This is a genomic window from Allopontixanthobacter sediminis (genome assembly GCF_009828115.1).
Taxonomy (GTDB): domain Bacteria; phylum Pseudomonadota; class Alphaproteobacteria; order Sphingomonadales; family Sphingomonadaceae; genus Allopontixanthobacter; species Allopontixanthobacter sediminis.
The window spans coordinates 185,827-209,048 of record NZ_WTYL01000002.1 but is presented as its reverse complement, the minus strand read 5'-3'; the positions used below and the strand labels follow the sequence as shown (position 1 = coordinate 209,048).

The 23,222-nt window shown below is 63.4% G+C and carries 22 protein-coding genes; 11 read left to right on the top strand and 11 right to left on the bottom strand.

Annotated features, from left to right (window positions below; all coding sequences use genetic code 11):
• The first annotated feature begins 3 nt into the window (after window positions 1–3).
• Window positions 4–1,572 carry a 2-polyprenylphenol 6-hydroxylase gene (ubiB, locus tag GRI65_RS06735; protein WP_160755784.1) on the top strand — a complete coding sequence of 523 codons (1,569 nt, stop codon included), beginning with the start codon at window positions 4–6 and terminating at the stop codon, window positions 1,570–1,572.
• Between the two features lie 8 nt (window positions 1,573–1,580).
• Here ubiB and GRI65_RS06730 read toward each other — a convergent pair whose 3' ends face one another.
• Complete coding sequence (locus GRI65_RS06730; RefSeq protein WP_160755783.1) at window positions 1,581–1,976, bottom strand: hypothetical protein; 396 nt, start codon at window positions 1,974–1,976, stop codon at window positions 1,581–1,583.
• A gap of 228 nt (window positions 1,977–2,204) precedes the next feature.
• Between GRI65_RS06730 and GRI65_RS06725 the strand changes: the two genes are divergently transcribed.
• Genes GRI65_RS06725 through GRI65_RS06715 form a run of 3 tightly spaced genes read left to right on the top strand, consistent with a single transcriptional unit; the run spans window position 2,205 to window position 4,679 of the window.
• Entirely contained in the window at window positions 2,205–3,905 is a 1,701-nt protein-coding gene (locus GRI65_RS06725) for a bifunctional phosphopantothenoylcysteine decarboxylase/phosphopantothenate synthase (protein WP_160755782.1), read from the top strand.
• On the top strand, window positions 3,898–4,344 hold the full coding sequence (dut, locus tag GRI65_RS06720) for a dUTP diphosphatase (RefSeq protein ID WP_160755781.1): 447 nt from the start codon (window positions 3,898–3,900) through the stop codon (window positions 4,342–4,344). Before GRI65_RS06725 ends, dut begins: the two co-directional genes overlap by 8 nt.
• A complete protein-coding gene (locus GRI65_RS06715) occupies window positions 4,344–4,679 on the top strand; it encodes a hypothetical protein (RefSeq protein WP_160755780.1) in 336 nt (111 codons plus the stop codon). The genes dut and GRI65_RS06715 overlap by 1 nt, the downstream gene beginning before the upstream one ends.
• A gap of 63 nt (window positions 4,680–4,742) precedes the next feature.
• Here GRI65_RS06715 and GRI65_RS06710 read toward each other — a convergent pair whose 3' ends face one another.
• The 4 genes from GRI65_RS06710 to secB form a co-directional block, all read right to left on the bottom strand.
• On the bottom strand, window positions 4,743–5,444 hold the full coding sequence (locus tag GRI65_RS06710) for a DUF4136 domain-containing protein (protein ID WP_160755779.1): 702 nt from the start codon (window positions 5,442–5,444) through the stop codon (window positions 4,743–4,745).
• Between the two features lie 146 nt (window positions 5,445–5,590).
• Window positions 5,591–6,619, bottom strand: a complete 1,029-nt coding sequence (trpS, locus tag GRI65_RS06705) for a tryptophan--tRNA ligase (RefSeq protein WP_160755778.1) — start codon at window positions 6,617–6,619, stop codon at window positions 5,591–5,593.
• Window positions 6,620–6,640: 21 nt separating this feature from the next.
• Window positions 6,641–8,212, bottom strand: a complete 1,572-nt coding sequence (gene murJ / locus GRI65_RS06700) for a murein biosynthesis integral membrane protein MurJ (RefSeq protein ID WP_160755777.1) — start codon at window positions 8,210–8,212, stop codon at window positions 6,641–6,643.
• Window positions 8,213–8,237: 25 nt separating this feature from the next.
• Window positions 8,238–8,762 (bottom strand): protein-export chaperone SecB, encoded by a 525-nt coding sequence (secB, locus tag GRI65_RS06695; RefSeq protein ID WP_160755776.1) that lies wholly within the window; start codon window positions 8,760–8,762, stop codon window positions 8,238–8,240.
• Window positions 8,763–9,011: 249 nt separating this feature from the next.
• On the opposite strand from secB, the gene GRI65_RS06690 reads away from it, so the two are divergent.
• The 3 genes from GRI65_RS06690 to GRI65_RS06680 are packed head-to-tail and all read left to right on the top strand — an operon-like array spanning window position 9,012 to window position 11,470.
• A complete protein-coding gene (locus GRI65_RS06690) occupies window positions 9,012–9,659 on the top strand; it encodes a Tim44/TimA family putative adaptor protein (protein WP_160755775.1) in 648 nt (215 codons plus the stop codon).
• 51 nt (window positions 9,660–9,710) lie between these two features.
• Window positions 9,711–10,898 carry a murein transglycosylase A gene (gene mltA / locus GRI65_RS06685; RefSeq protein WP_160755774.1) on the top strand — a complete coding sequence of 396 codons (1,188 nt, stop codon included), beginning with the start codon at window positions 9,711–9,713 and terminating at the stop codon, window positions 10,896–10,898.
• Window positions 10,895–11,470 (top strand): Smr/MutS family protein, encoded by a 576-nt coding sequence (locus GRI65_RS06680; protein ID WP_160755773.1) that lies wholly within the window; start codon window positions 10,895–10,897, stop codon window positions 11,468–11,470. The genes mltA and GRI65_RS06680 overlap by 4 nt, the downstream gene beginning before the upstream one ends.
• 12 nt (window positions 11,471–11,482) lie before the next feature.
• On the opposite strand, the gene ahpF is transcribed toward GRI65_RS06680, so the two are convergent.
• From ahpF to aroC, 4 genes are all read right to left on the bottom strand, one after another.
• Entirely contained in the window at window positions 11,483–13,084 is a 1,602-nt protein-coding gene (gene ahpF / locus GRI65_RS06675) for an alkyl hydroperoxide reductase subunit F (RefSeq protein WP_160755772.1), read from the bottom strand.
• Between the two features lie 119 nt (window positions 13,085–13,203).
• Window positions 13,204–13,776, bottom strand: a complete 573-nt coding sequence (gene ahpC / locus GRI65_RS06670; RefSeq protein WP_160756512.1) for an alkyl hydroperoxide reductase subunit C — start codon at window positions 13,774–13,776, stop codon at window positions 13,204–13,206.
• Window positions 13,777–13,924: 148 nt separating this feature from the next.
• Window positions 13,925–14,674 carry a glycoside hydrolase family 11 protein gene (locus GRI65_RS06665; RefSeq protein ID WP_202391212.1) on the bottom strand — a complete coding sequence of 250 codons (750 nt, stop codon included), beginning with the start codon at window positions 14,672–14,674 and terminating at the stop codon, window positions 13,925–13,927.
• Complete coding sequence (gene aroC / locus GRI65_RS06660; protein WP_160755771.1) at window positions 14,667–15,734, bottom strand: chorismate synthase; 1,068 nt, start codon at window positions 15,732–15,734, stop codon at window positions 14,667–14,669. Before aroC ends, GRI65_RS06665 begins: the two co-directional genes overlap by 8 nt.
• A gap of 89 nt (window positions 15,735–15,823) precedes the next feature.
• Between aroC and ruvA the strand changes: the two genes are divergently transcribed.
• From ruvA to GRI65_RS06640, 4 genes are all read left to right on the top strand, one after another.
• Complete coding sequence (gene ruvA, locus GRI65_RS06655; protein WP_160755770.1) at window positions 15,824–16,426, top strand: Holliday junction branch migration protein RuvA; 603 nt, start codon at window positions 15,824–15,826, stop codon at window positions 16,424–16,426.
• Between the two features lie 3 nt (window positions 16,427–16,429).
• On the top strand, window positions 16,430–16,897 hold the full coding sequence (locus tag GRI65_RS06650) for a hypothetical protein (RefSeq protein ID WP_160755769.1): 468 nt from the start codon (window positions 16,430–16,432) through the stop codon (window positions 16,895–16,897).
• The gene (gene ruvB, locus GRI65_RS06645) at window positions 16,894–17,946 is read left to right on the top strand and encodes a Holliday junction branch migration DNA helicase RuvB (protein ID WP_160755768.1); all 1,053 of its coding nucleotides are present in this window, start codon (window positions 16,894–16,896) and stop codon (window positions 17,944–17,946) included. Before GRI65_RS06650 ends, ruvB begins: the two co-directional genes overlap by 4 nt.
• A 233-nt stretch (window positions 17,947–18,179) precedes the next feature.
• Window positions 18,180–19,223 (top strand): PEP-CTERM sorting domain-containing protein, encoded by a 1,044-nt coding sequence (locus GRI65_RS06640; protein ID WP_160755767.1) that lies wholly within the window; start codon window positions 18,180–18,182, stop codon window positions 19,221–19,223.
• Window positions 19,224–19,325: 102 nt separating this feature from the next.
• Here the strand turns inward: GRI65_RS06640 and acnA are convergent, their stop codons facing one another.
• Together acnA and GRI65_RS06630 are read right to left on the bottom strand one after the other, a co-directional pair.
• Window positions 19,326–21,998 carry an aconitate hydratase AcnA gene (gene acnA, locus GRI65_RS06635; RefSeq protein WP_160755766.1) on the bottom strand — a complete coding sequence of 891 codons (2,673 nt, stop codon included), beginning with the start codon at window positions 21,996–21,998 and terminating at the stop codon, window positions 19,326–19,328.
• Between the two features lie 185 nt (window positions 21,999–22,183).
• Entirely contained in the window at window positions 22,184–23,059 is an 876-nt protein-coding gene (locus tag GRI65_RS06630) for a DMT family transporter (RefSeq protein ID WP_160755765.1), read from the bottom strand.
• Window positions 23,060–23,222: the final 163 nt, after the last annotated feature.

Genomic DNA, 23,222 nt, shown 5'->3' with positions numbered 1-23,222 from the left:
TTCGTGACGAGACCGGCAACGCATATCTGGCGGCTTCTTAAATGGGGCCGGACGCTGGCGAAGCATGGCGCGCTGCGCGGGATCGAACGCGATCCCAACACACCGTTGCCGGTCAAGCGGCTGGCGCGGATTGCGCGCTTCGGCACTACGCAGCCCAGACAGCCGCGCTATGCAGAGGCCTTTCGCGACATCGGCCCGGCTGCGATCAAGCTCGGGCAATCGCTGGCGACCCGGCCCGACCTGGTGGGCGAGGAAGCCGCGCAGAACCTGCTGTCGCTGCAGGACGATTTGCCGCCGGTCGATTTCGAACTGATCCGGCAGGCGATCGAAGCCAGTTTCGGTCGGCCGCTCGACACGCTGTTTTCCAGCATCGATCCCGATCCGGTGGGCGCGGCTTCGATCGCGCAGGTCCACCGCGCCGTCACCACCGAGGGCGTCCCTGTTGCGGTCAAGGTATTGCGCCCCGGCATCCGCGAAAAATTCGCCAAGGACATCGCGACCTATGAATGGGCCGCGGCGCATCTCGAGGCGATGGGTGGGGAAGCGCTGCGGCTGCGCCCCCGGCTGACGATCGCCAATTTCCAGCGCTGGACCAACAGCGAACTCGACCTGCGGCGCGAAGCGGCCAGCGCCAGCGAATTGTCGGAAAGCATGAAGGCGGTGCCCGGCTACGCGATCCCGGCGATCGACTGGGACCGGACCAACGGCAAGGTGCTGACCATCGAGTGGGTCGACGGGATCAAGATCAGCAACCGCGAAGCCTTGCTCGCGGCGGGGCATGACTTGCCCGAACTCGCCAAGCGGCTGGTGCTGGCGTTCCTCACCCAGGCGATCAGCGGCGGATTTTTTCATGCCGACATGCACCAGGGCAATCTGTTCGTCCGCGCGGACGGGACGATCGTGGCGATCGATTTCGGGATCATGGGCCGGATCGACCGGCGCGCGCGGGCATGGCTGGCGGAAATCCTCTACGGCCTGACCACCGGCAATTACCGCCGCGTGGCGGAGATCCATTTCGAGGCGCAATATGTGCCGAGCTACCATTCGGTCGGCGAATTCGCGACCGCGTTGAGGGCTGTGGGCGAACCGATGCGCGGCAAGCCGGTGAGCGAACTCAGCGTAGGCCAGATGCTCGACGGGCTGTTTGCGATCACCCGCGACTTCGACATGCAGACCCAGCCGCACTTGCTGCTGCTGCAGAAAACCATGGTGATGGTGGAAGGGATCGCCACCCAGCTCGATCCTCAGATCAACATGTGGGACGTGTCGGCACCGTTCGTCCGGGCGTGGATCCGCGACGAACTTGGGCCCGAATCGGCGATTGCGGACCGGATCAAGGAAGACACCGATACCTTGCTGCGCATCCCCGCGCTGATCCGCCGGCTGGAAGAACAATACCCGCCCAAGGGCGGTGCGCCGGACCTGCCGCCGCTGCCGGATATCGAACTGATCCTGGATCCCAAGCGGCGGTTGCGCGGTGACACCCGCAGCAACTGGCCCGGCTACCTGTTGTCCGGACTGGTCGGCGCGGGCGTGGTCGCCGCCGCGATGGTTCTCGGCGTGATCGGATAGCGGGAACTTCAGTCCAGTTCGGTGAAGGCGGTGTGCGGCAGCACCCGGCTGCCAGTCAGGCAGATGATCGTGGCTGCCGCTTCCACCAACATTGGCATCCAGGACCCGTCATAGGGGCCCATCACGATCAAATTTACCGCGCGGCCAATGAATGCAGTCGCGAACAGCGCGGCGGACACCAGTAGGGGGTCGCCCTTGCGCTTCCAGCCGCCCCAGATCATGCATCCGCCGCCGACAACGAAAAACGCGGTGAAATCGGCGCGCAGGCTGGCGTGGCCTATGATCCCGTCCGGAATGACACTGAAATCGGCCCCGGCGGTTGCGGGATTGAGTAGGAACCCTGCCCCGATAGCTACGAAAAACAAACCGCCGACAAACAGCAGCGCAGTAAGGATCAGGCGCATGGAAATTCTCCCCTAGGCGAAGGGGTTACACTGCAATGCCTCTTGCCCGCTAGGTAAAAATTAACCACTACGTTGCAGGGGATTGAAAGACGGTTGTATGGGGGCGGTGACACGTGCGCGCTCGTGCGTACCGATCCATTCGCGCCTGATATCTGGCGTGCACGAACAGGGGAGACCAGAAATGTTGCCGGTAGCCCGCCTGATCGCGGCATTTGCGAAACCGCCCGCATGAGCGCCGCGAAAAGCCCGCGTATCCTGCTGGTGGTTGGCGGCGGCATTGCGGCGTATAAATCCTGCGAACTCGTCCGGCTGATCCGCAAGGGGGCCGGCGGTGTCGCGGGCGAAGTCACCTGTGTGGTGACGAAGGGCGGCCAGCAGTTCGTCACTCCGATGGCGCTGGCGGCGCTCAGCGAAAACCCGGTTCACACAACCCTGTGGGATTTGAAGAACGAAGCCGAAATGGGTCATATCCAGCTTAGCCGGGAGGCCGACCTGGTAGTCGTGTGCCCCGCAACAGCGGACCTCTTGGCGAAGATGGCGGCGGGGATCGCAGACGATCTCGCCACCACTCTGATCCTTGCGACCGACAAGCCGGTGGTGGCGGTTCCGGCGATGAATGTCCGGATGTGGCAGCATGAAGCCACCCAGCGCAACATCGAGTGGTTGCGGCAGGCCGGGGTGACTGTCGTCGAACCGGACGTCGGGCCGATGGCCTGCGGCGAATTCGGACCCGGCCGGATGCCCGAACCCGAAGCCGTGTGGGCGCAGATCGCCGACAAGCTCGGGCTGGAGCACGATTATGCGCCCCCGCCCGAATCCTGGGATGAGGACGAAGGGTATGAAACGGACGAGGCGCTGGAGCCTGAACCCGATATTGCACGACGCGGCGGAGGATTAGGCGGACTGTTCGCTTCGCTGATCCCGCGCAGCATGCCGAAACGATCGGCCCGTGAAATCGAGGAAGAATGGGCTGCCGCTCCCGAGCCCTTGGAGGAAGTGGCTGAAGCTCCCGAAGAGACCGCCGAAGAAGAGACCATGAGTAGCGTGCCGGATGCGCCCTTGGCCAAGCCCGGTTTTGCCGGTTCGCTGCTGGCGACCAAGGGCAAGGCGTCCTCCGCGCCGCCGACAGACCCGCAGGCAATGAACCACATGGTGAAATCCGGCGGAGCTGGCTTCACCCCCGAACCGCTGCCGGGCGATACGCCACTGGCAGCAGACCCGCTTTACGGCCAGCCCGATTTCGACACCGACCCGGACCACCGTCCGCTGTTTGGAAAGCATGTGCTGGTGACCGCCGGACCGACGCACGAACCGATCGACCCGGTGCGCTATATCGCCAACCGTTCTTCGGGGCGTCAGGGCTTTGCAATCGCTGCCGCCGCGGCCAACGCCGGCGCGCGGGTGACGCTGGTCGCCGGCCCCGTGTCGCTCGAGACACCGCCCGGCGTGGAACGGTTCGATGTCGAATCGGCGGAGGAAATGGCGGCGGAGGTCAAGCGGTTGCTGCCTGCCGATGTGGCGGTGATGGTTGCTGCCGTCTCGGACTGGCGGACCAAGGATTTCGCAGAGCAGAAAATGAAGAAACGCGGCTCTGCGCCGCCGGCGCTGATCCTGACCGAGAACCCCGATATCCTGGCGACGGTCGCAGGCGGCACCAACCGCCCGGGCCTGCTGATCGGGTTTGCCGCGGAAACCGAGGACGTGGTCGAGAATGCCAAGATCAAGCGCAAGCGCAAGGGCGTCGACTGGATCGTTGCCAACGACGTTTCGGGCCCAGTGGGCACCGGTGTGATGGGCGGTAACGACAACCAAGTTTACATCGTTACCAGCGAAGGCGTGGAAACGCTTGAGGAAATGCCCAAGCAGGATGTTGCCCGTGCACTGGTCGAACGGATCGCCGAAGCGCTGGCGGGAGACGCACATGAGTGACCCGGTCGGCATCGGGCTTAAGCGCCTGCCGCATGGCGAGGGGCTGGAACTGCCGCGCTACGCGACCGTCGGCGCGGCGGGGATGGACGTTGTTTCGGCGGAGGACGTGACCATTCCGCCCGGCGGACGTCATCCGGTGTCCACCGGCCTGTCCATGGCGATACCGCAGGGCTTCGAAATCCAGGTCCGGCCGCGTTCCGGCCTTGCCTTCAAGCACGGGATAACCGTGCCGAACACGCCCGGGACGATTGATTCCGATTACCGCGGCGAATTGAAGGTACTGCTGATCAATCACGGGGCCGAGGCGTTCGCGATCGCGCGCGGGGACCGGGTGGCGCAGCTGGTGCTCGCCCCGGTTACCCGGGCGCGGTGGGTAGAGGTGGCAGAGCTTGACGATACGGAGCGCGGCGGGGGCGGGTTCGGCTCTACCGGCACCTGATGCTGGACCCCGCCGCCATGTCCCCCGCTGCAGCGCTGCTTGCGCTGCTGGTGCTGGCCATCTGGATTCTGGTCATGGTGTGGGTCGCGGCGCGTATCCAGCAATTCGTGGCGCGGCGGACCGGCTGGCCGGGACTGGATTGGCGCAATCTCGGCTGCACCTTCCTATTGCTGGTGGCGGCCATCCACGTGGGCAATTTTGCGATTGATCTGGTGGACCGGTGGGGACGGGGAGGCGACTATCCGCTCAGCCTGAACTTTCCGGGAGCGTTCCTGATCGGATCGGTGGCAATCGGTGTCGGCATCGCCGCTGTCAGGACCCGGCGCCGCAAATAGCACAAAAAAGGGCGGCTCCGTTGCCGGAGCCGCCCCTTCTCGTTCAATAAGTCCTGGTGCCGGTCAGTCGATCCGGCGCACGGTCGTCTTTTCCGGAGCGATCGAAATTCGTACCGTCTCGCCCGAATTGCCGGGGAAGTCGGTGAACATCGCCTCGACCAAATTAGGCACGAGGTACTGCAGGCGGTTGGACGTCGACATGGCTTCCGCCTTGCCTTCGAACAGCCGTTCGCCCGTCGCGGCACGGTCGATCTTCACGTCGATCCCGCTGGTATAGACGGTGTAGCTACGGATATCCGGTCCCGAATCGAAGAACGGGTCGTAATAGCCAAAGCCCCATGGCCGCCCGTAACTGAGGCGGCTGCGATAGAACGGGTGGCGGTAGCCATACCACGGTCCGTAAAACGGGTCGTAACGTCCGACACTGGTAGTGCGGATACGCTCGCGGCCGTTATCAACCCCGTAATCGAACCGGACCAGCAGGTTGGCATTCTCCGGCGCCGCTTCGGTATAACCGAGACGGAGCATTTCTTCTTCGACCTCGTCGGCATACATCGAGAATTCGAGACCGCCCGCCAGTTTTGGATCATCCGCAACTACGGCGAAGGTCTGTCCCGCCGGCGCCGGAAGCTGGGTCTGGAACCGGGAGACGTCCGCCTTGAACGGCGTCGCGCACGCGGCAAGCCCCGCCAGCAACAGCGGAATTGCCGCCAATTTCGCGGCGCGGCCGTACCGTACAGCCAGCTTTTGAGTTGTGTGTGTCATTCTGCGCCCCTTCGACGAGTAATTGGTTCGCCGCCGAACATGGTACAGACTCGGGCGGCAATTGTTACCGAGCTTATGCTCCACGCCTGCTGAACGCAATTTGAATGATATTTCAGGGGCCTATTGCGGGGACCGGCTTGGCACGCTTAACCGCGTACCAGTCCCAGTGCTTCATAGGCGGAATTCAAGGTCTTGCCGCCGAGTTCACGGGCTTTGGCAGCACCGCGAGCGAGGATGGCGTCGAGCGATTCCCGGTCCTGTTTCAGTTCGTTGAAGCGCTGCGAAATCGGGCTGAGCGTTTCCACAAGCACTTCGCCGAGGGCGGGCTTGAACCGGCCGAAACCCTCGCCGCCATAAGTCGCCAGAACCTGGTCGATTGTTTCGCCGGTCATGGCGGCGTAGATGGTCACCAGGTTAAGTGCCTCCGGACGTCCCGCCAATCCCGCCTGTTCCGAGGGCAGGGGCTCGGCGTCGGATTTGGCTTTCTTGACGGCCTTCATAATCGTGTCGGCATCGTCCGACAAATTGATCCGGCTGCGTTCCGACGGGTCGGACTTGCTCATCTTCGACATCCCGTCACGCAGGCTCATGATCCGGGCCGCTTCGCGCGGCACGATCGGGTCGGGCAGGGTGAACACCGGCGCGCCATCGGCGCAAAAGTCATTGTTGAATTTCTGGGCGATGTCGCGCGCCAGTTCCAAATGCTGCTTCTGGTCCTCCCCCACCGGGACATGGGTCGCCTGATACAACAGAACATCCGCCGCCTGCAGCACGGGATAGGTGAACAGGGCGATGGACGCGCCTTCGCGGTTCTGGCCCGACTTGTCCTTGAACTGGGTCATGCGGTTGAGCCAGCCCATCCGGGCGGTCCCGCTCAGCAGCCATTGCAGTTCCGCATGGGCGGGCACCTGGGCCTGGTTGAACAGCACCGATTTGTCCGGATCGATCCCGCAGGCCACCAAGGCCGCGGTCATCTCCAGCGTTCCGGCCCGCAAATCCTCCGGATTGTAGGGCATCGAAATTGCGTGGAGATCGGCGAGGAAGAACAGGCACTGACTGCCTTCCTGACTCGCAGCAACCACTTCATCCTGCAGCCGGACCCAGTTGCGGATCGCCCCCAGGTAATTGCCCAGGTGCAGATTGCCCGTAGGCTGGATTCCGGAAACGACTCGCATGATGATCTCTCTGCCGCCCCCTCAACCGGGACGTTTGGTAAATTGCTCGATAGTGGACCGGTTGACGACCCCGAGGGCGACCGCAGCCATGAAGTAAACCGCTGCGCCGACAAGCACAAGCGCGAGGATGGCGCCGATCCGTTCAAGCACGCCGCCCGCGTAATACTCCGCTCCCAGCGGCGTGACGAAGTAGAGCGCGGCGCCCATCAGGGCAGCGGCTACGAAGATACGCGCGATCCGACCGTAGACCCGGTTGGTGAGCTTGAAATACCCCTTCCGTGCGAGAAGGATCAGCAGCAGGATCACATTGCTCCACGCCGCCAGTGCGCCGGCCAGCGCCAGCCCGATCACCCCGAGCCGCGGCACCAGTAGGAAATTGAGCGCGATGTTGAGCAGCAGCGATGCTCCTGCGGTATAGACCGGGGTGCGGGTGTCCTTGCGCGCGAAGAAATTGGGGATCAGCACCTTGATCAGGACATAGGCGGGGAGGCCGATGACCAGCGCCGACACCACTGCACCGGTGGTAAACGCGTCCGCAATGCTGAACGCGCCGCCGACGTAGAACGCACGGGTGAATGCGCTTCCGGTTACATAGAGTGCGACCGCTGCAGGCACGGTGAGCAGCATCGCCAGTTCAACGGCATTGCTCTGGAGGCGCGAGGCTCCGCCGGCGTCTTCCACCGCGATCATCCGCGACAGGGACGGCAGGATCGCGGTGCCAAGAGCGATGCCGATGATCCCCAGCGGAAGCTGGTTGAGCCGGTCGCCGTAAGCGAGGTAGCTGTAGGCCCCGTCTGGCAGGGTCGACAGGAAGAACAGGTCGATGAAGCGGCTGATCTGGTAGACCCCCGCGCCGAGCACGGCCGGCAGGATGAGAATTCCCAGTTCCCTGACGCCGGGAGTGATCCGGGGTCGCTGGAAGCTCATCCGGAACCCCGATTTGCGGGCCCACCACCCCAACCACAACAGCTGCAGCAGCCCCGACACCGTAACCGCGATGGACAGATAGAACCCGACCTGCCGCCGCGCTTCGACCCCGTCACCCAGCGTGGTGCCATACACCAGTGCGGTGATCATGCAGATGTTGAGCAGGATCGGGGCCGCCGCCGCCGCCGCAAAGCGTGACAGGCTGTTGAGCACCGCCGCGAACAGCGTCGCCAGGCTCATGAAGGCGAGATAGGGAAACGCCACCCGCGCCATCAGCACCGCGAGGTCCATCAGGGCCGGATCTTCCTCGATCCCTTCATTGGCGAACAGGCCGGCGATCCACGGCATGGCGATTATCGCCAGCGTCCCGAACACCAGCAGGACTGGGATCAGGAAGGCGAGCACTTCTTCGGCGAAGCGGCGCGATTCGGAAATATCGTCGCCTTCCTTCATCCGCCGGTTGAACAGCGGCACGAAGGCGGAGGCAAACGCTCCTTCGGCGAACAGGCGGCGGAAGATGTTCGGCAACTGGAACGCCAGCTGCCAGGCATCGCCCACTCCGCCTGCACCGAGTACGCGCGCCAGCAGCATGTCGCGGGCGAAGCCGAACAGCCGGCTGACCATGGTCAGCCCGCCGATCGTACCGACGTTCTTGAGCAGGCTCATCCGTGCCGCTCGGTGGTCAGCGGGTTCAGGCGGTGCCGGCCGGCGGTGCTTCGCCTGCTGCCTGTTCTTCCGCCTTGCGCTGCAATTGCGCGATATACAGGCCGTTGAAATCGATCGGATCAAGCATCAGCGGCTGGTAACCGGCATCCCGGGTTGCATCGGCGATGATCCGGCGGGCGAAGGGAAACAGGATCCGCGGCGCCTCCGCGTACATGAAGGCGTGCATCTGGTCGTCCGGCAGATTGCGCATCCCGACGAGGCCGCAATAGGACAATTCGATCAGGTAGGCGTTGCCCTGTTCCGCCTTGGCGGTCACGTTTACCTTCAGTTCGATTTCGTGGATCTGGTCATTCACCGGGCTTGCGCCGATATTGAACTGCAGGTCGATCTGCGGCTGGTCGGTCCACTGGTAACTGGCCGGGGCATTCGGGTTTTCGACCGACAGATCCTTGATATATTGGGAGATGATCCCTGCAACCGGCTGGGTGTCTTCGCCGTTCGGGGCGGGATTCATGTTGAGGTCGGTGAGTACGTCGCCTTCGTCGGCCATGATGAACTGTGCTTTCTACTTCGTCAGGTGAAACAGTGTCTGCGCGGCGAAATCCAGGCCCCGCAGGCTTCGGCGCGGCGCGTAGCACTCAAGCGCGTGTCAGGCAACTTTGGAGATAGGGCGGACGCCCCGCGTGGCGGACCGCGCACGGCCGGACGTTGTTCATTTGTAATCGATCCCTATTTAAGGCACTATCAGAGTTAATCGGGCAGGCGCGTGCTGCGCCAGCCAAACTGCGGGTAGTCTTACGTGATAATTCAAATCGTCATCCTCGCCATGATCGCCGCGTTTCTTGGCATGCGGCTGTATTCGGTGCTCGGCCGCAGGGCGGAGCACGAGGAGGAATCGATTCCGACCCGGTTCGACGACCAGCTGGCTCCGCCGACCACGCCGCAAGCGGCCCAGGCTGCCATGCCGCGTCCGCGCGAACTGATCGGCGTGCTTCCCGCAGTGGAACAGGGCGTGCGCGAGATCGCCGCAGCCGACCGCCGCTTCGACATCACCGCCTTCCTCGAGGGCGCGAAGGCCGCGTACGGCATGGTGCTGGAAGCGTTCTGGAATGGTGACAAGGCGTCGCTTCGCGAATTGTGCGACGATGATGTCTACGCCAGCTTCGAAGCCGCGATCGACGCGCGTGAAAAAGCCGGCGAGACGCTCGACAACCGGCTGATCCGGATCGAGGACACGGTGATCCACAGCGCCGAACTGGACGGCAGGACAGCCCGCGTAGCCGTGCGGTTCGTGGCGGATATCGCCGCGGTCACCCGCGACAAGGACGGGACCATGATTGCCGGTTCGCTGGATGATGCGATCGAAACCTGCGACATCTGGACGTTCCGCCGCGATGTCACATCGTCGGCACCAGACTGGATCCTCGATGAAACGGACGAAGGCTGATTATGCCGCGCCGGCCTCGGATGTGTCCTTTACCGGCCTGATCAGGGGCGAATGATGAAGCGCCTCTCGGTACTTGCCGCGGTTGCCCTCCTGGCAGGATGCGCGGGTATCATTCCTTCATCGAGCGGCCCGGCAGTCACACCAGGACCCGACGCTTCGATAATCAGCGCTTCCCTAGCGGGTCTACAGCGCGGGCCAGCCGTCGCAGCCCTGGGAATGAACCCGTTGGACGCTGGCACGGCGCTGGGCTCCTTCCGGGAAAGCTGCCCTAAATTGCTCCGCCGAACCGATGCGAGCGGCTTGACGCGGCAAGACGACTGGCGCGGCGCATGCGAAGCCAGCGCAACCTGGCCGGCTGGCCGGGCACCTGCGTTCTTCGACCAGTTCTTCGAAACCGCGCGGGTCGGCGACGGTGCGGCTTTTGCCACCGGCTACTTCGAACCCGAGATCAAGGGCAGCCGCACACGCCGGCCTGGTTACGATACGCCGGTCTATGCGGTGCCCGCGGATCTGGTCCGCGGATGGCCGGATGATGTCTCTGCCGAAAACCGGACCGGGCGCCCCCCGCTTGGGCGTTACGATTCGCGCGGCAAATTCGTGCCCTATTACGACCGCGCCGAAATCGAGAACGGCGCGCTGGCAGGCCGCGGACTGGAAATCGGATGGGCGCAGGACCCGGTGGAGTTTTTCTTCCTCCAGATCCAGGGTTCCGGCCGTTTGGTCGCGCCCGATGGTACGGTGACGCGGATTGGATATGCTAGCCAGAACGGCCGCGAATATATCGGCATCGGCAAGATCATGCGCGAACGCGGATTGCTGGGCGATGGCCCCGGTAAATATGCCGGCAGCATGCAGGGCATCATGCAGTACATTCGCGAAAATCCTGTCGAAGGGCGCGAACTGATGCGGCTTAACAAGAGCTGGATCTTCTTCCGGGTGCTGGAAGGTGACGGTCCGCTGGGCGCGCTGGAAGTGCCGGTGCGGCGCGAATCCTCGGTTGCCGCCGATCCCAGTTTCGTCCCGCTGGGCGCGCCAGTATGGCTCAGTATGGACCGCCGGGAAGCGAACGGCATGTGGATCGCTCAGGACACCGGCGGCGCAATCAAGGGCGCCAACCGCTTCGACACTTTCTGGGGCGCGGGTGAGGATGCCCGGCAAATCGCTGGCGGAATGAGCGCGCGCGGGCAGGCGCTGGTCCTGTTGCCAAAGGGCACGGTAAAGCGCCTCACCGGACAATGAAGCCGCCGCGCGGCCTGAGCGCCGAAGAAGCGGAGGCGTGGGCGCGTGTCGCCGCGTCAGTGGTGCCGTTGGTGCGGAGGCGTTCGGAAACACCGATGACCAAAATCGCGATATCTCCCGCTCCGATCAAGGTCGCCCCTGCTCCGAAGCCCGAGAAGCGCGCACTGCCTCCGCCGCCCAGGCAGGCCGCTGCCATAATCGCTCCCGTCCGGGCTGCCCGGCCGATTGGTGCCGGGGGCCTCGATTCGCACTGGGACAAACGGCTCAAGAGCGGCAGTATCGATCCGGATGTCACTCTCGATCTGCACGGTCACGGTCTGGATGCAGCGCATGGGCGGCTGGAAAACGGCATTGGCCAGGCCCGCGCCATGGGGGCGCGGCTGGTGCTGGTGGTGACGGGGAAGCCGCGCCCGGTCGATGCGGCGGACCGGGCGAGCCGGCGCGGGGCGATCCGCTCCAAGATTCTCGACTGGCTGGCGGCGGGGCAGCATGCCGACGCCATCGCCGCCATACGAAAATCGCACCGCCGCCACGGGGGCGACGGTGCGATCTATATCGTCCTGCGAAGGTAGGCTGGCCGCCGGTCAGGCCGCCTGGAAAGCCTGCGCGATTTCCTCGACCGGTTCGGTGCGGATCAAATAGTCGAAGGCGGTCAGTCCGGCCTTCGATCCTTCCCCCATCGCAATCACGATCTGTTTGTATGGCACGGTGGTCACGTCCCCCGCTGCAAATATGCCGGGAATGTTGGTCGCCGCGCGGTCATTGATGGCGATTTCACCGAACTTCGTCAGTTCCAGGCCGGAATCTCTGAGCCACTCGGTGTTCGGCACCAGCCCGATCTGGATGAACACGCCGTCCAGTTCGACATGGTGTTCCTCGCCGCTGCCCGTATCCTGATAGGTCAAGCCGTTCACCTTCTCGCCGTCTCCGGTCATCTCGGTGGTTTTGGCAGAGGTGATGATGTCGACATTGCTCATGCTGCGCAGCTTGGCCTGCAGCACTTCGTCGGCACGCAATTTGCTGTCGAACTCGACCAACGTCACATGACCAACGATGTTGGCGAGGTCGATGGCCGCCTCAACCCCGGAATTGCCGCCGCCGATCACCGCAACGCGCTTGCCCTTGAACAGAGGACCATCGCAATGCGGGCAATAGGCCACGCCCTTGTTGCGGTATTTGTCTTCGCCCGGAACGCCCAACTGGCGCCAGCGCGCCCCGGTGGTCACAATCAGCGACCGCGCCTTCAGCGATGCGCCATTGGCCAGCACAATTTCGTGGTAACCGCCCTCGCGCGCTGCGGGGATCAGCTTTTCTGCCCGTTGCAGATTGATCACGTCGATATCGTAATCGCCAACATGCGCTTCCAGCTGCGCAGCCAATTTGGGCCCTTCGGTGTAGGTCACGGACGGCAGGTTCTCGACGCCCATGGTGTCGAGCAGCTGCCCGCCGAACCGCTCCGCCGCCACGCCGGTGCGGAATCCTTTGCGCGCAGTGTAGATTGCCGCCGACGCTCCGGCCGGCCCGCCGCCGATCACCAGCACTTCGAACGGTTCCTTCGCAGCGATTTTGGCCGCAGCCTTGTCGCCCGCACCGCTGTCCAGCTTGGCGAGGATTTCGGCCACTTCCATCCGGCCATTGGCGAAGGGTTCGCCGTTCAGGAAGATCGACGGGACGGCCATCACCTGTCGGCTGTCGACTTCATCCTTGAACGCCCCGCCTTCGATCAGGGTCGCGGAAATACGGGGATTGTGGATCGCCATCAGCGCCAGCGCCTGCACCACGTCGGGGCAGTTCTGGCACGATAGCGAGAAATACATCTCGAACTCGAAAGCACCGTCTAGGCCGCGGATCGTGTCGATCACCTCGGCGTCGACCTTCGGCGGGTGGCCGCCGGCCCACAATAGGGCGAGCACCAGCGAGGTGAATTCGTGGCCCATCGGCAGGCCGGCAAATGTCACGGCGGCGTCGTGGTCCGACGCGCGGCGGATCAGGAAACTGGGCGCGCGGCTGGCAGTGCCGTCGAACGCCGCGCTGACCATCGGATGCAGCGCCGCGATATCTTCCAGCAGGTCACGAGTTTTCATGGAATTGGGATCGCCCTCGGCCAAGGTCGCGACCAGTTCGATCGGTTCGCGCAGATTGGCAAGGTAGGTTTTCAGCTGTTGCTGCATTGCAGGATCGAGCATTGAAATTCTCCAGCGGGAAGGGCGGGCAGAGGGCAGGGAAACGGCCCGAGGCGGGAGGGGAGCCCCGGGCCGTCCCTTGGGCCGCAGTCGAAACCGCGGCTAGGGGTATTCAATCAAACCTAGAGCTTGCCGACGAGGTCGAGCGAAGGGGCGAGGGTATCTTCGCCTTCTTCCCACTTTGCGGGGCAGACCTGGCCGGGGTTGGCACGGACATACTGCGCGGCCTTGATCTTGCGGACCAGTTCCTTGGCATTACGGCCAACGCCTTCGCTGGTGATTTCCATCACCTGGATCACGCCGTCCGGATCGACCACGAAGGTCGCACGGTCGGCGAGGCCCTGGCCTTCACGCAGCACGCCGAAATTGTTCGAGATCGTGTGGTTCTGGTCACCGAGCATCGGGAAGCGGATGCCGCTGATCTTGTCGGAGGTTTCGTGCCAAGCCTTGTGGCTGAAATGCGTGTCGGTGGACACCGAATACACTTCGACGCCCATCGCCTTCAACGCGTCGTACTGTTCTGCAAGGTCCTGCAGTTCGGTCGGGCACACGAAGGTGAAGTCGGCGGGGTAGAAGAAGAACACGGCCCAGTTGCCGCGAACGTCGCCGTCGGTCACGTCGACGAATTCGCCCTTGCCCGGTGCGGTGGGCTTGAAGGCGGTGGCGACGAATGGTTGGATTTCCTTACCGATCATGGTGGTCATAAATTGCTCCGTTGTGTTGCAGTTGCGAGGTAAAATGTTGCAAGTGCGAGATAGGGGGCATTACCCGAGCTTTAAAGCCGAGTTTTCCGATGCCACTGATCGGATAAATTGTTGATTGATGATCGGGGTTTGCGGGAACTCAATCGAGTCGAGGAGCAGCTGAATCGGGTGCGGTCGAGGGTTGCTCCCAGACCGTGATGTCGGAATTGCCGGTGCTGCCGAATCCCTCGGTCGCCATGACCTGGTAATCCATTGTGCCAAGTTCCATCCCGGCCCTGCGCCAGCCTTCGACATGATTGGAAAAAGTAATCGTCGCGACCTCGCCGTGGAGTCGCCGGTTCGTTCGGACGCTCCAGAACTGGGCGAAAGTCGCGGTGCCCCGGATCGATGGCTGCCGGACGCGGGTGGTGTGGTAGATGCGGTAAGTCCCGCCATCGCTCTCCACAGTGCCGAGCGGCTTGGCGCCGGATCCGGGCGGGGTGAAGTTGCTACCCCAATCGTCAACCACGTAATATTCGACCAGCGGGTCTACCGACCAGCCATACAACGTCAGGTAGCTGTTGGTCCCGGCCTCGAATACCCGTGCCTGGTAAGTTACAGTCCGGGCCGGCGACCCGACCCGCCAGCCCTTGCCGAGCACGAGATTTTCGCCGGGCCCCAGACGGTAGGTGCTGGTGTAATGTCCCGCGTCACCCAGCCCCATGCAGGCATCGCCGCTGCTCTTCCAGAAAGTATAGAAATAACCGCCCTGTTCGCCTGTGCGATTGGTGCAGATTGTGTTCGCCTCGATAACGCCGGCGCCGCTCATACTGGCGACATTGGCGCAGCTCGCCAGCAGCAGGAGCGGCGCGCAGGCCAGCGCCGCCGTCCGGATCGTCAGCCTAGCCACACTGCGCCCGGTGGAGCAGTTTGTGGTCGGCCAGCACCAGCGCCATCATCGCTTCCACCACCGGGGTGCCGCGAATGCCGACGCAGGGGTCATGGCGGCCCTTGGTGCGGATCTGCGTGTTCTCGCCGTCGCGGTCGATAGTGTCGACGGCGGTCAGGATCGAACTGGTCGGCTTGAAGGCCACCCGGCACACCACCGGCTGTCCGGTGGAGATGCCGCCCGCGATCCCGCCCGCATGGTTGGCTTCGAATTCCGGCCCGCTTTCACCACTGCGCATCGGATCGGCGTTCTGTTCGCCGGTCAGTGTGGCGGCGAGGAAACCGTCGCCAATTTCGACACCCTTGACCGCGTTGATCCCCATCATCCCGCCGGCCAGATCCGCGTCGAGCTTGGCATAGATCGGCGCGCCCCAGCCTGCGGGGACTCCGTTGGCGACGCATTCGACCACCGCGCCGAGCGAGGATCCGGCCAGCCGCGCCTCATCGACCAGCTTCTCCCACCGGACGGTAGCGGCAGGGTCGGGGCAGAAGAACGGATTGTTGCCGATTTTGGCGAAGTCGATGGCAGCGCGGTCGATTTCGTCGCCGCCGATCTGGCTGATGTAGGCGGTGATCGTCACCTCGGGGATGACCAACCGCGCGACCGCGCCTGCTGCGACCCGGGCGGCGGTTTCACGGGCGGAGGACCGGCCGCCGCCGCGGTAATCGCGAAACCCGTATTTGGCATCATAGGCGTAATCCGCGTGGCCGGGGCGATAGGCCTTGGCGACTTCGGAATAATCCTTGGACCGCTGGTCGACATTCTCGATCATCAGGCTGATCGGCGTGCCGGTGGTGCGGCCTTCGAACACGCCGGACAGGATGCGAACCGCGTCGGGTTCCTGCCGCTGGGTGGTGTATTTCGATTGGCCGGGCCGGCGCGCATCCATGAACGGCTGGATGTCCGCTTCCGACAAGGCGAGCCCCGGCGGGCAGCCATCCACCACCGCGCCCAACGCCGGCCCGTGGCTTTCCCCCCAGGTGGTGAAGCGCAAGGCCCTGCCGAATGTGTTGTAGCTCATGGCTGCATCCCTTGTCGCATGATCGCCGCGCTGTCCATAAATGTCCGTGAAGGGTGGACCAAGCGCAGCTTTGCGCGCAAGAACAAACCATGATTGCAAAGCTGAAGGGCCTGCTCGACGAAACCGGTTCTGACTGGGCGGTGATTGACGTCCAGGGTGTCGGCTACCTGGTGCATTGCAGCGCCCGCACCCTGACCGCGCTGGGCAAGATCGGGGAAAGCTGCACCGTCTATACCGACTTGCAGGTCAGCGAAAACGACATGCGCCTACTCGGTTTTGCCGAAGGTTCCGAACGCGACTGGTTCCGGTTACTGACGCAGGTGCAGGGCGTCGGCAGCAAGGTCGCGCTCGCCATCCTGTCGGCGCTGTCGACCGCCGAAGTCCAGACCGCCTGCGCCAATGGCGATGCGGCGATGGTTGCCCGGGCGAACGGCGTGGGGCCGAAACTGGCAGGGCGGATCGTCAACGAATTGAAGGACAAGGCCGGCGGAATGCCCGGCGGCGGCGCTGCGGTTGGCGCAGTGGTAATGCCCGCCGGTTCCGCCAGCGCGGATGCGGTGTCGGCCCTCCAGAACCTCGGTTTCAAGCCTGCGATCGCGGCGAGCGCGGTGGCGAAAGCGCAGGGCGAGCTGGGTGAAGGCGCGGATTTGAACGCGCTGGTGCGCGTCGCGCTGAAGAGGGCGGCGGGGTGAACAATGAATGAGGAACGCGCTACTTTAGGTGCTTACATGGAATCTAAGGCAAACTCTTGGGTTCAAAGTGCTGGCAATCTCGAAGAACAAGCAAATTCGCTACACAAATGGATACTGGCATCATGCTTAACGATTAACGGCGGCGGTGTAGTGCTTGTTTTGTCCAACGAAGAAGTAACCGCACGACCTAGCTATTTTGCCGCACTTTGGTTTGCGATAGGCATCATATCGTGCGTTTCATACGCCATGGCCCATGTCTCCCTTTTGAACCATGCCGCGTCTAAAATCCGCGAATTATCGAGACATTTCGAAGAGGCGGGGAGACGCGGCGAAAATATGCCGTCGCAAGAAGAAGCATTAAAACCGATCCAGCGCATATGGCGAATTAACATCGCTATTGATTTCTTTCAGTACGTTTCTCTCTCATCGTTTATAATTGGTGCGGTGATTGTTGGTTTAGAACTCCGATGACCGCCAACCCCGACCTCACTCCGACGCGTCAGCCAGAAGACCCCGACGCAGCCTTGCGCCCGAAAAGCCTTGCCGAGTTCGTCGGGCAGGAAGCGGCGCGGGACAACCTACGCGTGTTTATTGAGGCGGCGCGGGGCCGCGGGGAGGCGATGGACCATGTGTTGTTCTTCGGCCCGCCGGGGTTGGGCAAGACCACGCTGGCGCAGATCGTGGCCAAGGAACTGGGCGTCGGTTTCCGAGCGACTTCCGGTCCGGTGATCGCCAAATCGGGCGACCTGGCAGCGCTGCTGACCAATCTGGAACCGCATGACGTGCTGTTTATCGACGAGATCCACCGGCTCAATCCCGTGGTCGAGGAAATTCTCTACCCGGCGATGGAGGATCGCGCACTCGACCTGATCATCGGCGAAGGGCCGTCGGCGCGGTCGGTGCGGATTGACCTGCCGCCTTTCACGCTGATCGGCGCGACCACGCGGCAGGGGCTGCTGACCACGCCGCTGCGCGACCGGTTCGGCATCCCCGTCCGGCTCAATTTCTATACCGAGGCGGAGCTGGAGCGCGTCGTGACCCGCGGGGCCGGGCTGCTGGCGATGAGGATCGAGCCCGGCGGCGCGCGCGAAATAGCCCGCCGGGCGCGCGGTACGCCGCGGGTGGCCGGGCGGCTGATGCGCCGGGTGCGCGATTTCGCCCATGTCGCGGGTGACGGGACGGTAACCGCCAAGGTGGCGGACGAGGCGCTGACACGGCTGGAGGTTGACCGGCTCGGCCTCGATGCGATGGACCGGCGGTACCTGATGATGATCGCGGACATTTACAAAGGCGGTCCGGTGGGCGTGGAAACGCTCGCCGCGGGCCTTAGCGAACCGCGCGATACGGTAGAAGAAGTGATCGAGCCCTACCTGATCCAGCTGGGTCTGATTGCCCGCACGGCGCGGGGGCGGTGCCTTAACGATCTCGCGTGGCAGCACCTCGACATGTCTCCCCCGCCAGCCCCCAAAACCGGAGAAGAGCCGATTCGCCAGACCGGTCTGTTTGACGGCAAAGGTTAACGCCGCGGCCCCGTCCGCTCAGCTTTTACCCTGCGATCGGTTCCATAGTGGGACAACTCGCCCAGATGCGGCAATTTCAGGTCCGCTAATCTCGCCAAAACGCCGCAAATCATGGTTAACCCGATTGCGGGACACGGGCGGCTGCGTTCTGTTGCAATGACAGGGAAGTGATGGCTGGCGGTTCGCCGCTGCCGGAACATGCCCGATCACAGAAGTAACAAGAGAGCTTGCTCATGTCGGTAAAAATGGCCCTGGCAAAATTGTCCGCAACCGCAGCGGGCGGCGCACTGCTCGCAGGCGGCGCGGTCCATGTCGCGGAGAAGCCGGCAGCGGCCGGCATGCACATCAAATCCAGCAAGTCGGTCAAGGCCGAGCCGGTGAAGTATGTGAAGCAGCGCACTGCAGAGCGCACCATACCCAAGAAGGTGCCGGTCAAACGCCGGATCGTGAAGCGGGTGATCGAATGTGAGCCCGTCGGTCCGGGCGGCCTCGCTCCGCATGGCGGCGGCACCGTGATAACCGATGGCAGCGAGAATTGCGCGCCGACATACCGTATGGCTTATGCCGCGGTTCCGGCACCGCTTCCGCAGCTTCCCGCGTTCCAGGGCGGCGGCGGCAGCGATGTGACCGTGATCGGCGGCAGCGGCGGGTTTGGCGGCGGCTTCGGCGGTGGCTTCTTCGGCGGATTTTTCGGCGGCGGCGGTTCGAGCGGCGGCAGCGTGAACATCACTTCCACCACGTCGACCTCCGGTTCGAGCAGCGGATCTTCCGGCGGCGACATCATCATCGATATCGACAATTCTTCCGGTGGCAGTTCGACGTCGACATCCACCGGCGGCAGTTCGACCACCACGGGTGGGGTCAGCACCTCCACCGGCGGCGTAAGCACTTCGACCGGCGGCGTGACAAGCACCACTTCGACCAGTTCGGGCAATGTCACGAGCAGTTCGGGCAATAACGCCAGCTCGTCGACCTCGGGCAATGTCTCGAGCAGTTCGTCCGGCAACGTTTCGAGCAGCTCGTCGACGTCCTCGTCCACCTCGACCTCGGGTAACGTGTCGACCAGCACGTCGACCTCGGGCAACGTCTCGAGTTCGACATCGACCAGTTCGTCAACCTCGACATCCACCTCGGGCAACGTCTCGACCACATCGGGCATGACCACGAGCGGCGATCCTGGCACCCCGGTCCCGGCACCGCCGGTGACGATCCTGTTCGGCCTCGCGGCGGCAGCGGTCCTCGGGCGGCGCAAGCTGAAAGCTACGAAGGCGGCGTAAATCTCGCCATCCGGCGTGCGACAAAAAAAGGGGCGGCTCCGCGAGGAAGCCGCCCCTTTTGTTTTGGGCCCTTTTGTTTTGGAGTAGTTCAGTCTGGCGGGATCAGGCGGCCAGATTGCGCAGCACGTAATGCAGGATGCCGCCGTTGCGGTAATATTCCATCTCGTTGGCAGTATCGATCCGGCATTTCGCGGTGAAGCGGAACGTTTCGCCATTCGCACGGGTGACATCGACGGTCACGTCCTGTCCCGGAACCAGGTCGGCCAGCCCCTGAACGGTGAAGCTGTCATCGCCCTTCAGGCCCAGCGTCTCGCGGGTATCGCCGCGCGCGAACTGCAGCGGCAGGACGCCCATGCCGACCAGGTTGGACCGGTGAATCCGCTCGTAGCTTTCCACGATGACCGCGCGGACGCCGAGCAGGTTGGTGCCTTTCGCCGCCCAGTCGCGGCTGGAACCGGTGCCGTATTCCTTGCCCGCGATCACCACCAGCGGCGTGCCGTCGGCCTTGTGCTTCATCGCGGCGTCATAGATCGGCATGGTTTCGCCGCCGTAGGTGGTCATGCCGCCCTCGACGCCGGGGACCATTTCGTTTTTGATCCGGATGTTGGCGAAGGTGCCGCGCATCATCACTTCGTGATTGCCGCGGCGCGAGCCGTAGGAATTGAAGTCCGCCTTCGCGACCTGGTTGGCCATCAGATATTCACCGGCCGGGCTGTCTTCCTTGATCGAACCGGCGGGGGAGATGTGGTCGGTGGTGACCGAATCGCCGAGCATCGCCAGCGGCTTCGCCTCGATGATGTCGGTGATTGTCTCCGGAGTCATGCTCATGCCCTCGAAATAGGGCGGGTTGGCGACATAGGTGCTGCCCGGACGCCATTGGTAGGTGTCCGAACCGGTCACGTCGATTGCCTGCCAATGCTCGTCGCCCTTGTAGACGTCGGCATAGCGGGCTTCGAACATGCCCCGGTCGATCGAGCTGGCGCGCAGGTCCGAGATCTCCAGGTTGGTCGGCCAGATGTCCTTGAGATAGACGTCGTTCCCGTCGCGGTCCTGGCCGATCGGGGTCGAGACCATGTCGGTCGTGACCGTACCGCGCAGCGCATAGGCCACCACCAGCGGCGGGCTGGCGAGGAAGTTGGCGCGCACGTCCGGCGATACCCGGCCTTCGAAATTGCGGTTGCCCGACAATACGCTGGCAGCGACGATGTTGTTGTTGTTGATCGCGGCGCTGATCGGCGGGGCCAGCGGCCCGGAATTGCCGATGCAGGTGGTGCAGCCGTAACCTACCAGGTCAAACCCGAGCGCGTCGAGATCGTCCTGCAGCCCGGCCTTGACCAGGTAGTCGGTGACGACTTGCGAACCCGGGGCGAGACTGGTCTTGACCCACGGCTTGGGCTTCATGCCCAGCGCGTTTGCCTTGCGCGCTACCAGGCCGGCAGCGATCAGCACGTCGGGGTTGGAGGTGTTGGTGCAGCTGGTGATCGCGGCGATCACCACGTCGCCGTCGCCAATGTCGTGCTCCTTGCCCTCGACGTCGACCCGCTCCGCCGCGGATTTGCTGTAGATCGAGCCCAGCTCGTCGTTGAACAGATTGTCCACGTCGGGAAGCGCGACCTTGTCCTGCGGACGCTTGGGGCCGGCGAGGGAGGGGACGACGCTGCCCATGTCGAGGCTGAGGGTCTTGGTGAAGACCGGCTCGTGCGCGGGATCGAACCACATGCCCTGTTCGCGGTAATAGGCTTCGACCAGTTGCAATTGCTCTTCGCTGCGCCCGGTCAGGCGCAGATATTCCATGGTCTTGTCGTCGACGCCGAAGAAGCCGCAGGTGGCGCCGTATTCGGGCGCCATGTTCGCGATGGTCGCACGGTCGGCCAGGCTCAGCATGCTGACGCCAGGGCCGTAGAATTCGACAAAGCTGCCGACCACGCCGACTTCGCGGAGCATCTGGACACAGGTCAGCACCAGATCGGTGGCGGTGATGCCTTCGGCCATTTCACCGGTCAGCTTGAAGCCGACCACTTCGGGAACCAGCATGGAAACGGGCTGGCCCAGCATCGCGGCTTCCGCCTCGATCCCGCCAACGCCCCAACCCAGCACGCCGAGGCCGTTAATCATCGTCGTGTGGCTGTCGGTCCCGACGCAAGTGTCGGGATAAGCGACGGTCGCCCCGCTCGGATCTTCGCTGGTCCACACGCATTGCGCGATGTTTTCCAGGTTCACCTGGTGGCAAATACCGGTGCCCGGGGGCACCGCCTTGAAATTGCTCAGGCTCTTGGAACCCCACTTGAGAAAGTCATACCGTTCCGCGTTGCGCTGGTATTCCATTTCGACATTGTGTTCGAACGCCTTGGGGTGGCCGAATTCATCGACCATAACCGAATGGTCGATCACCAGATGCACCGGCACCTGCGGGTTGATTTTCTGGGTGTCGCCGCCGAGCTTGGCAATCGCGTCCCGCATTGCGGCCAAGTCGACCACGCAAGGAACTCCGGTGAAATCCTGCAGCAGCACGCGGCCCGGGCGGTACTGGATTTCTTCGCCGGTCGAGGGGTTGTTCTGCCAGTCGGCAATGGCCTGGATGTGATCGCGGGAAACCGTGAAGCCTTCATCCTCGAACCGGAGGAGGTTTTCCAGCAGGACCTTGAGCGAGGTCGGCAGCCGGGAAATGTCGCCGATCGTTTCTGCCGCCTTGGCGAGCGAATAATACGCGATTTCCTTGTTGCCGACGGTCATCGTGCTGCGGCTGCTGAGGGTGTCTGTTCCGACCTGGGTCATGCTGCTGGATCCTTTTAATCTGGATGCTCGACCGGCCTGCAAACAGGGTTAGTGTTCGCGTATTGGCGGGCGACGGGATATTTGCCACGCAACTGCGCGTTCAGGGGCTGTTGGTCAAGGGTGGTACCCGCGTAAAATGCCAAGAAAACGGCGCTCGCAACGGGTTTTCATAACCATTCAAACAGCTAGAGCGCGCTTTGTTCCGTTTGCGGGACTTTAGGCCGCGGCCGGGCGACAATCCAGCAACCGGCAACGATCAGCAGGGTTCCGGATATCGTGGTGGCGGTGATTGGTTCGCGGAAAAACAGCCAGCCGAACAGCGCGGCCCATAAAAAGCCGCTGTATTCCATCGGCACCAGCGCCTGCGCCTCCGCGCGGGCATAGGCCCACGTGATCAGCAGCGAGCCGAGCAGGGTCAGGATCGCCGCCAGCGCGATATCCCCCATCGGGCTAGGTGCGGGCAGGGTCAGGAACCACGGCGCGAACACCAGCAGCACGGCGCCGCCCACGCCGCTGTGGAATGTCGTCGCCTCCAGCGGGCTGGATACCTGAGCCTGCTGGCGGATGATGATGAAATTATAGGCGTAAAGGAGCGCCGAGAACAGGATTGCGCCAAGGCCCTTGAGTGTTTCGGGGTCGTAGTCGGCGCTGCCGAGACGTCCGCCGACGATCACGCCGGTACCCGCCAGTCCAAGCAAAGATGCGATAATCGCCTCGCGCCGGATTTTCTCGCCGAGCAGGACGGCCGCGAGGTAGAGCGTGATCAGCGGCGCGACAAAACTGATCGCGATGGCCTCTGCGATCGGCAATTTGGTGAGCGCGTAGAAAAAACTGAGTGCCATGAAACCCGATACGGTGCCGCGGATCAGATGCAGCCGTAGCACCCTGCGTTCTGGCCACCGTCCGCCGGTACCCAGCCAGATCGGGGAGATGATGCAGGCTGCGATGGCCGAACGGAAAGCCGCGGCGCTGTACGCTCCGGCAGCCAGCGCAGCGGTTTTCATATAAGCGTCCATCAGGGACAGGAAGGCGACCCCGGCCAAGGCCGCAAGAAAAGGCATGAAGGCGCGAAATTCCAGCACACCGCGCCCATATCTGCTACCGGCCCAGCCGTCACCAACTCAGCGCGATTCACCACAGATACAGGCTGGCTAGTTGATGTAGAGACTGAATCTGGGTTAATTTACGATTCGACCGGCAGGTCGAACACGTTTCCGCTATTGG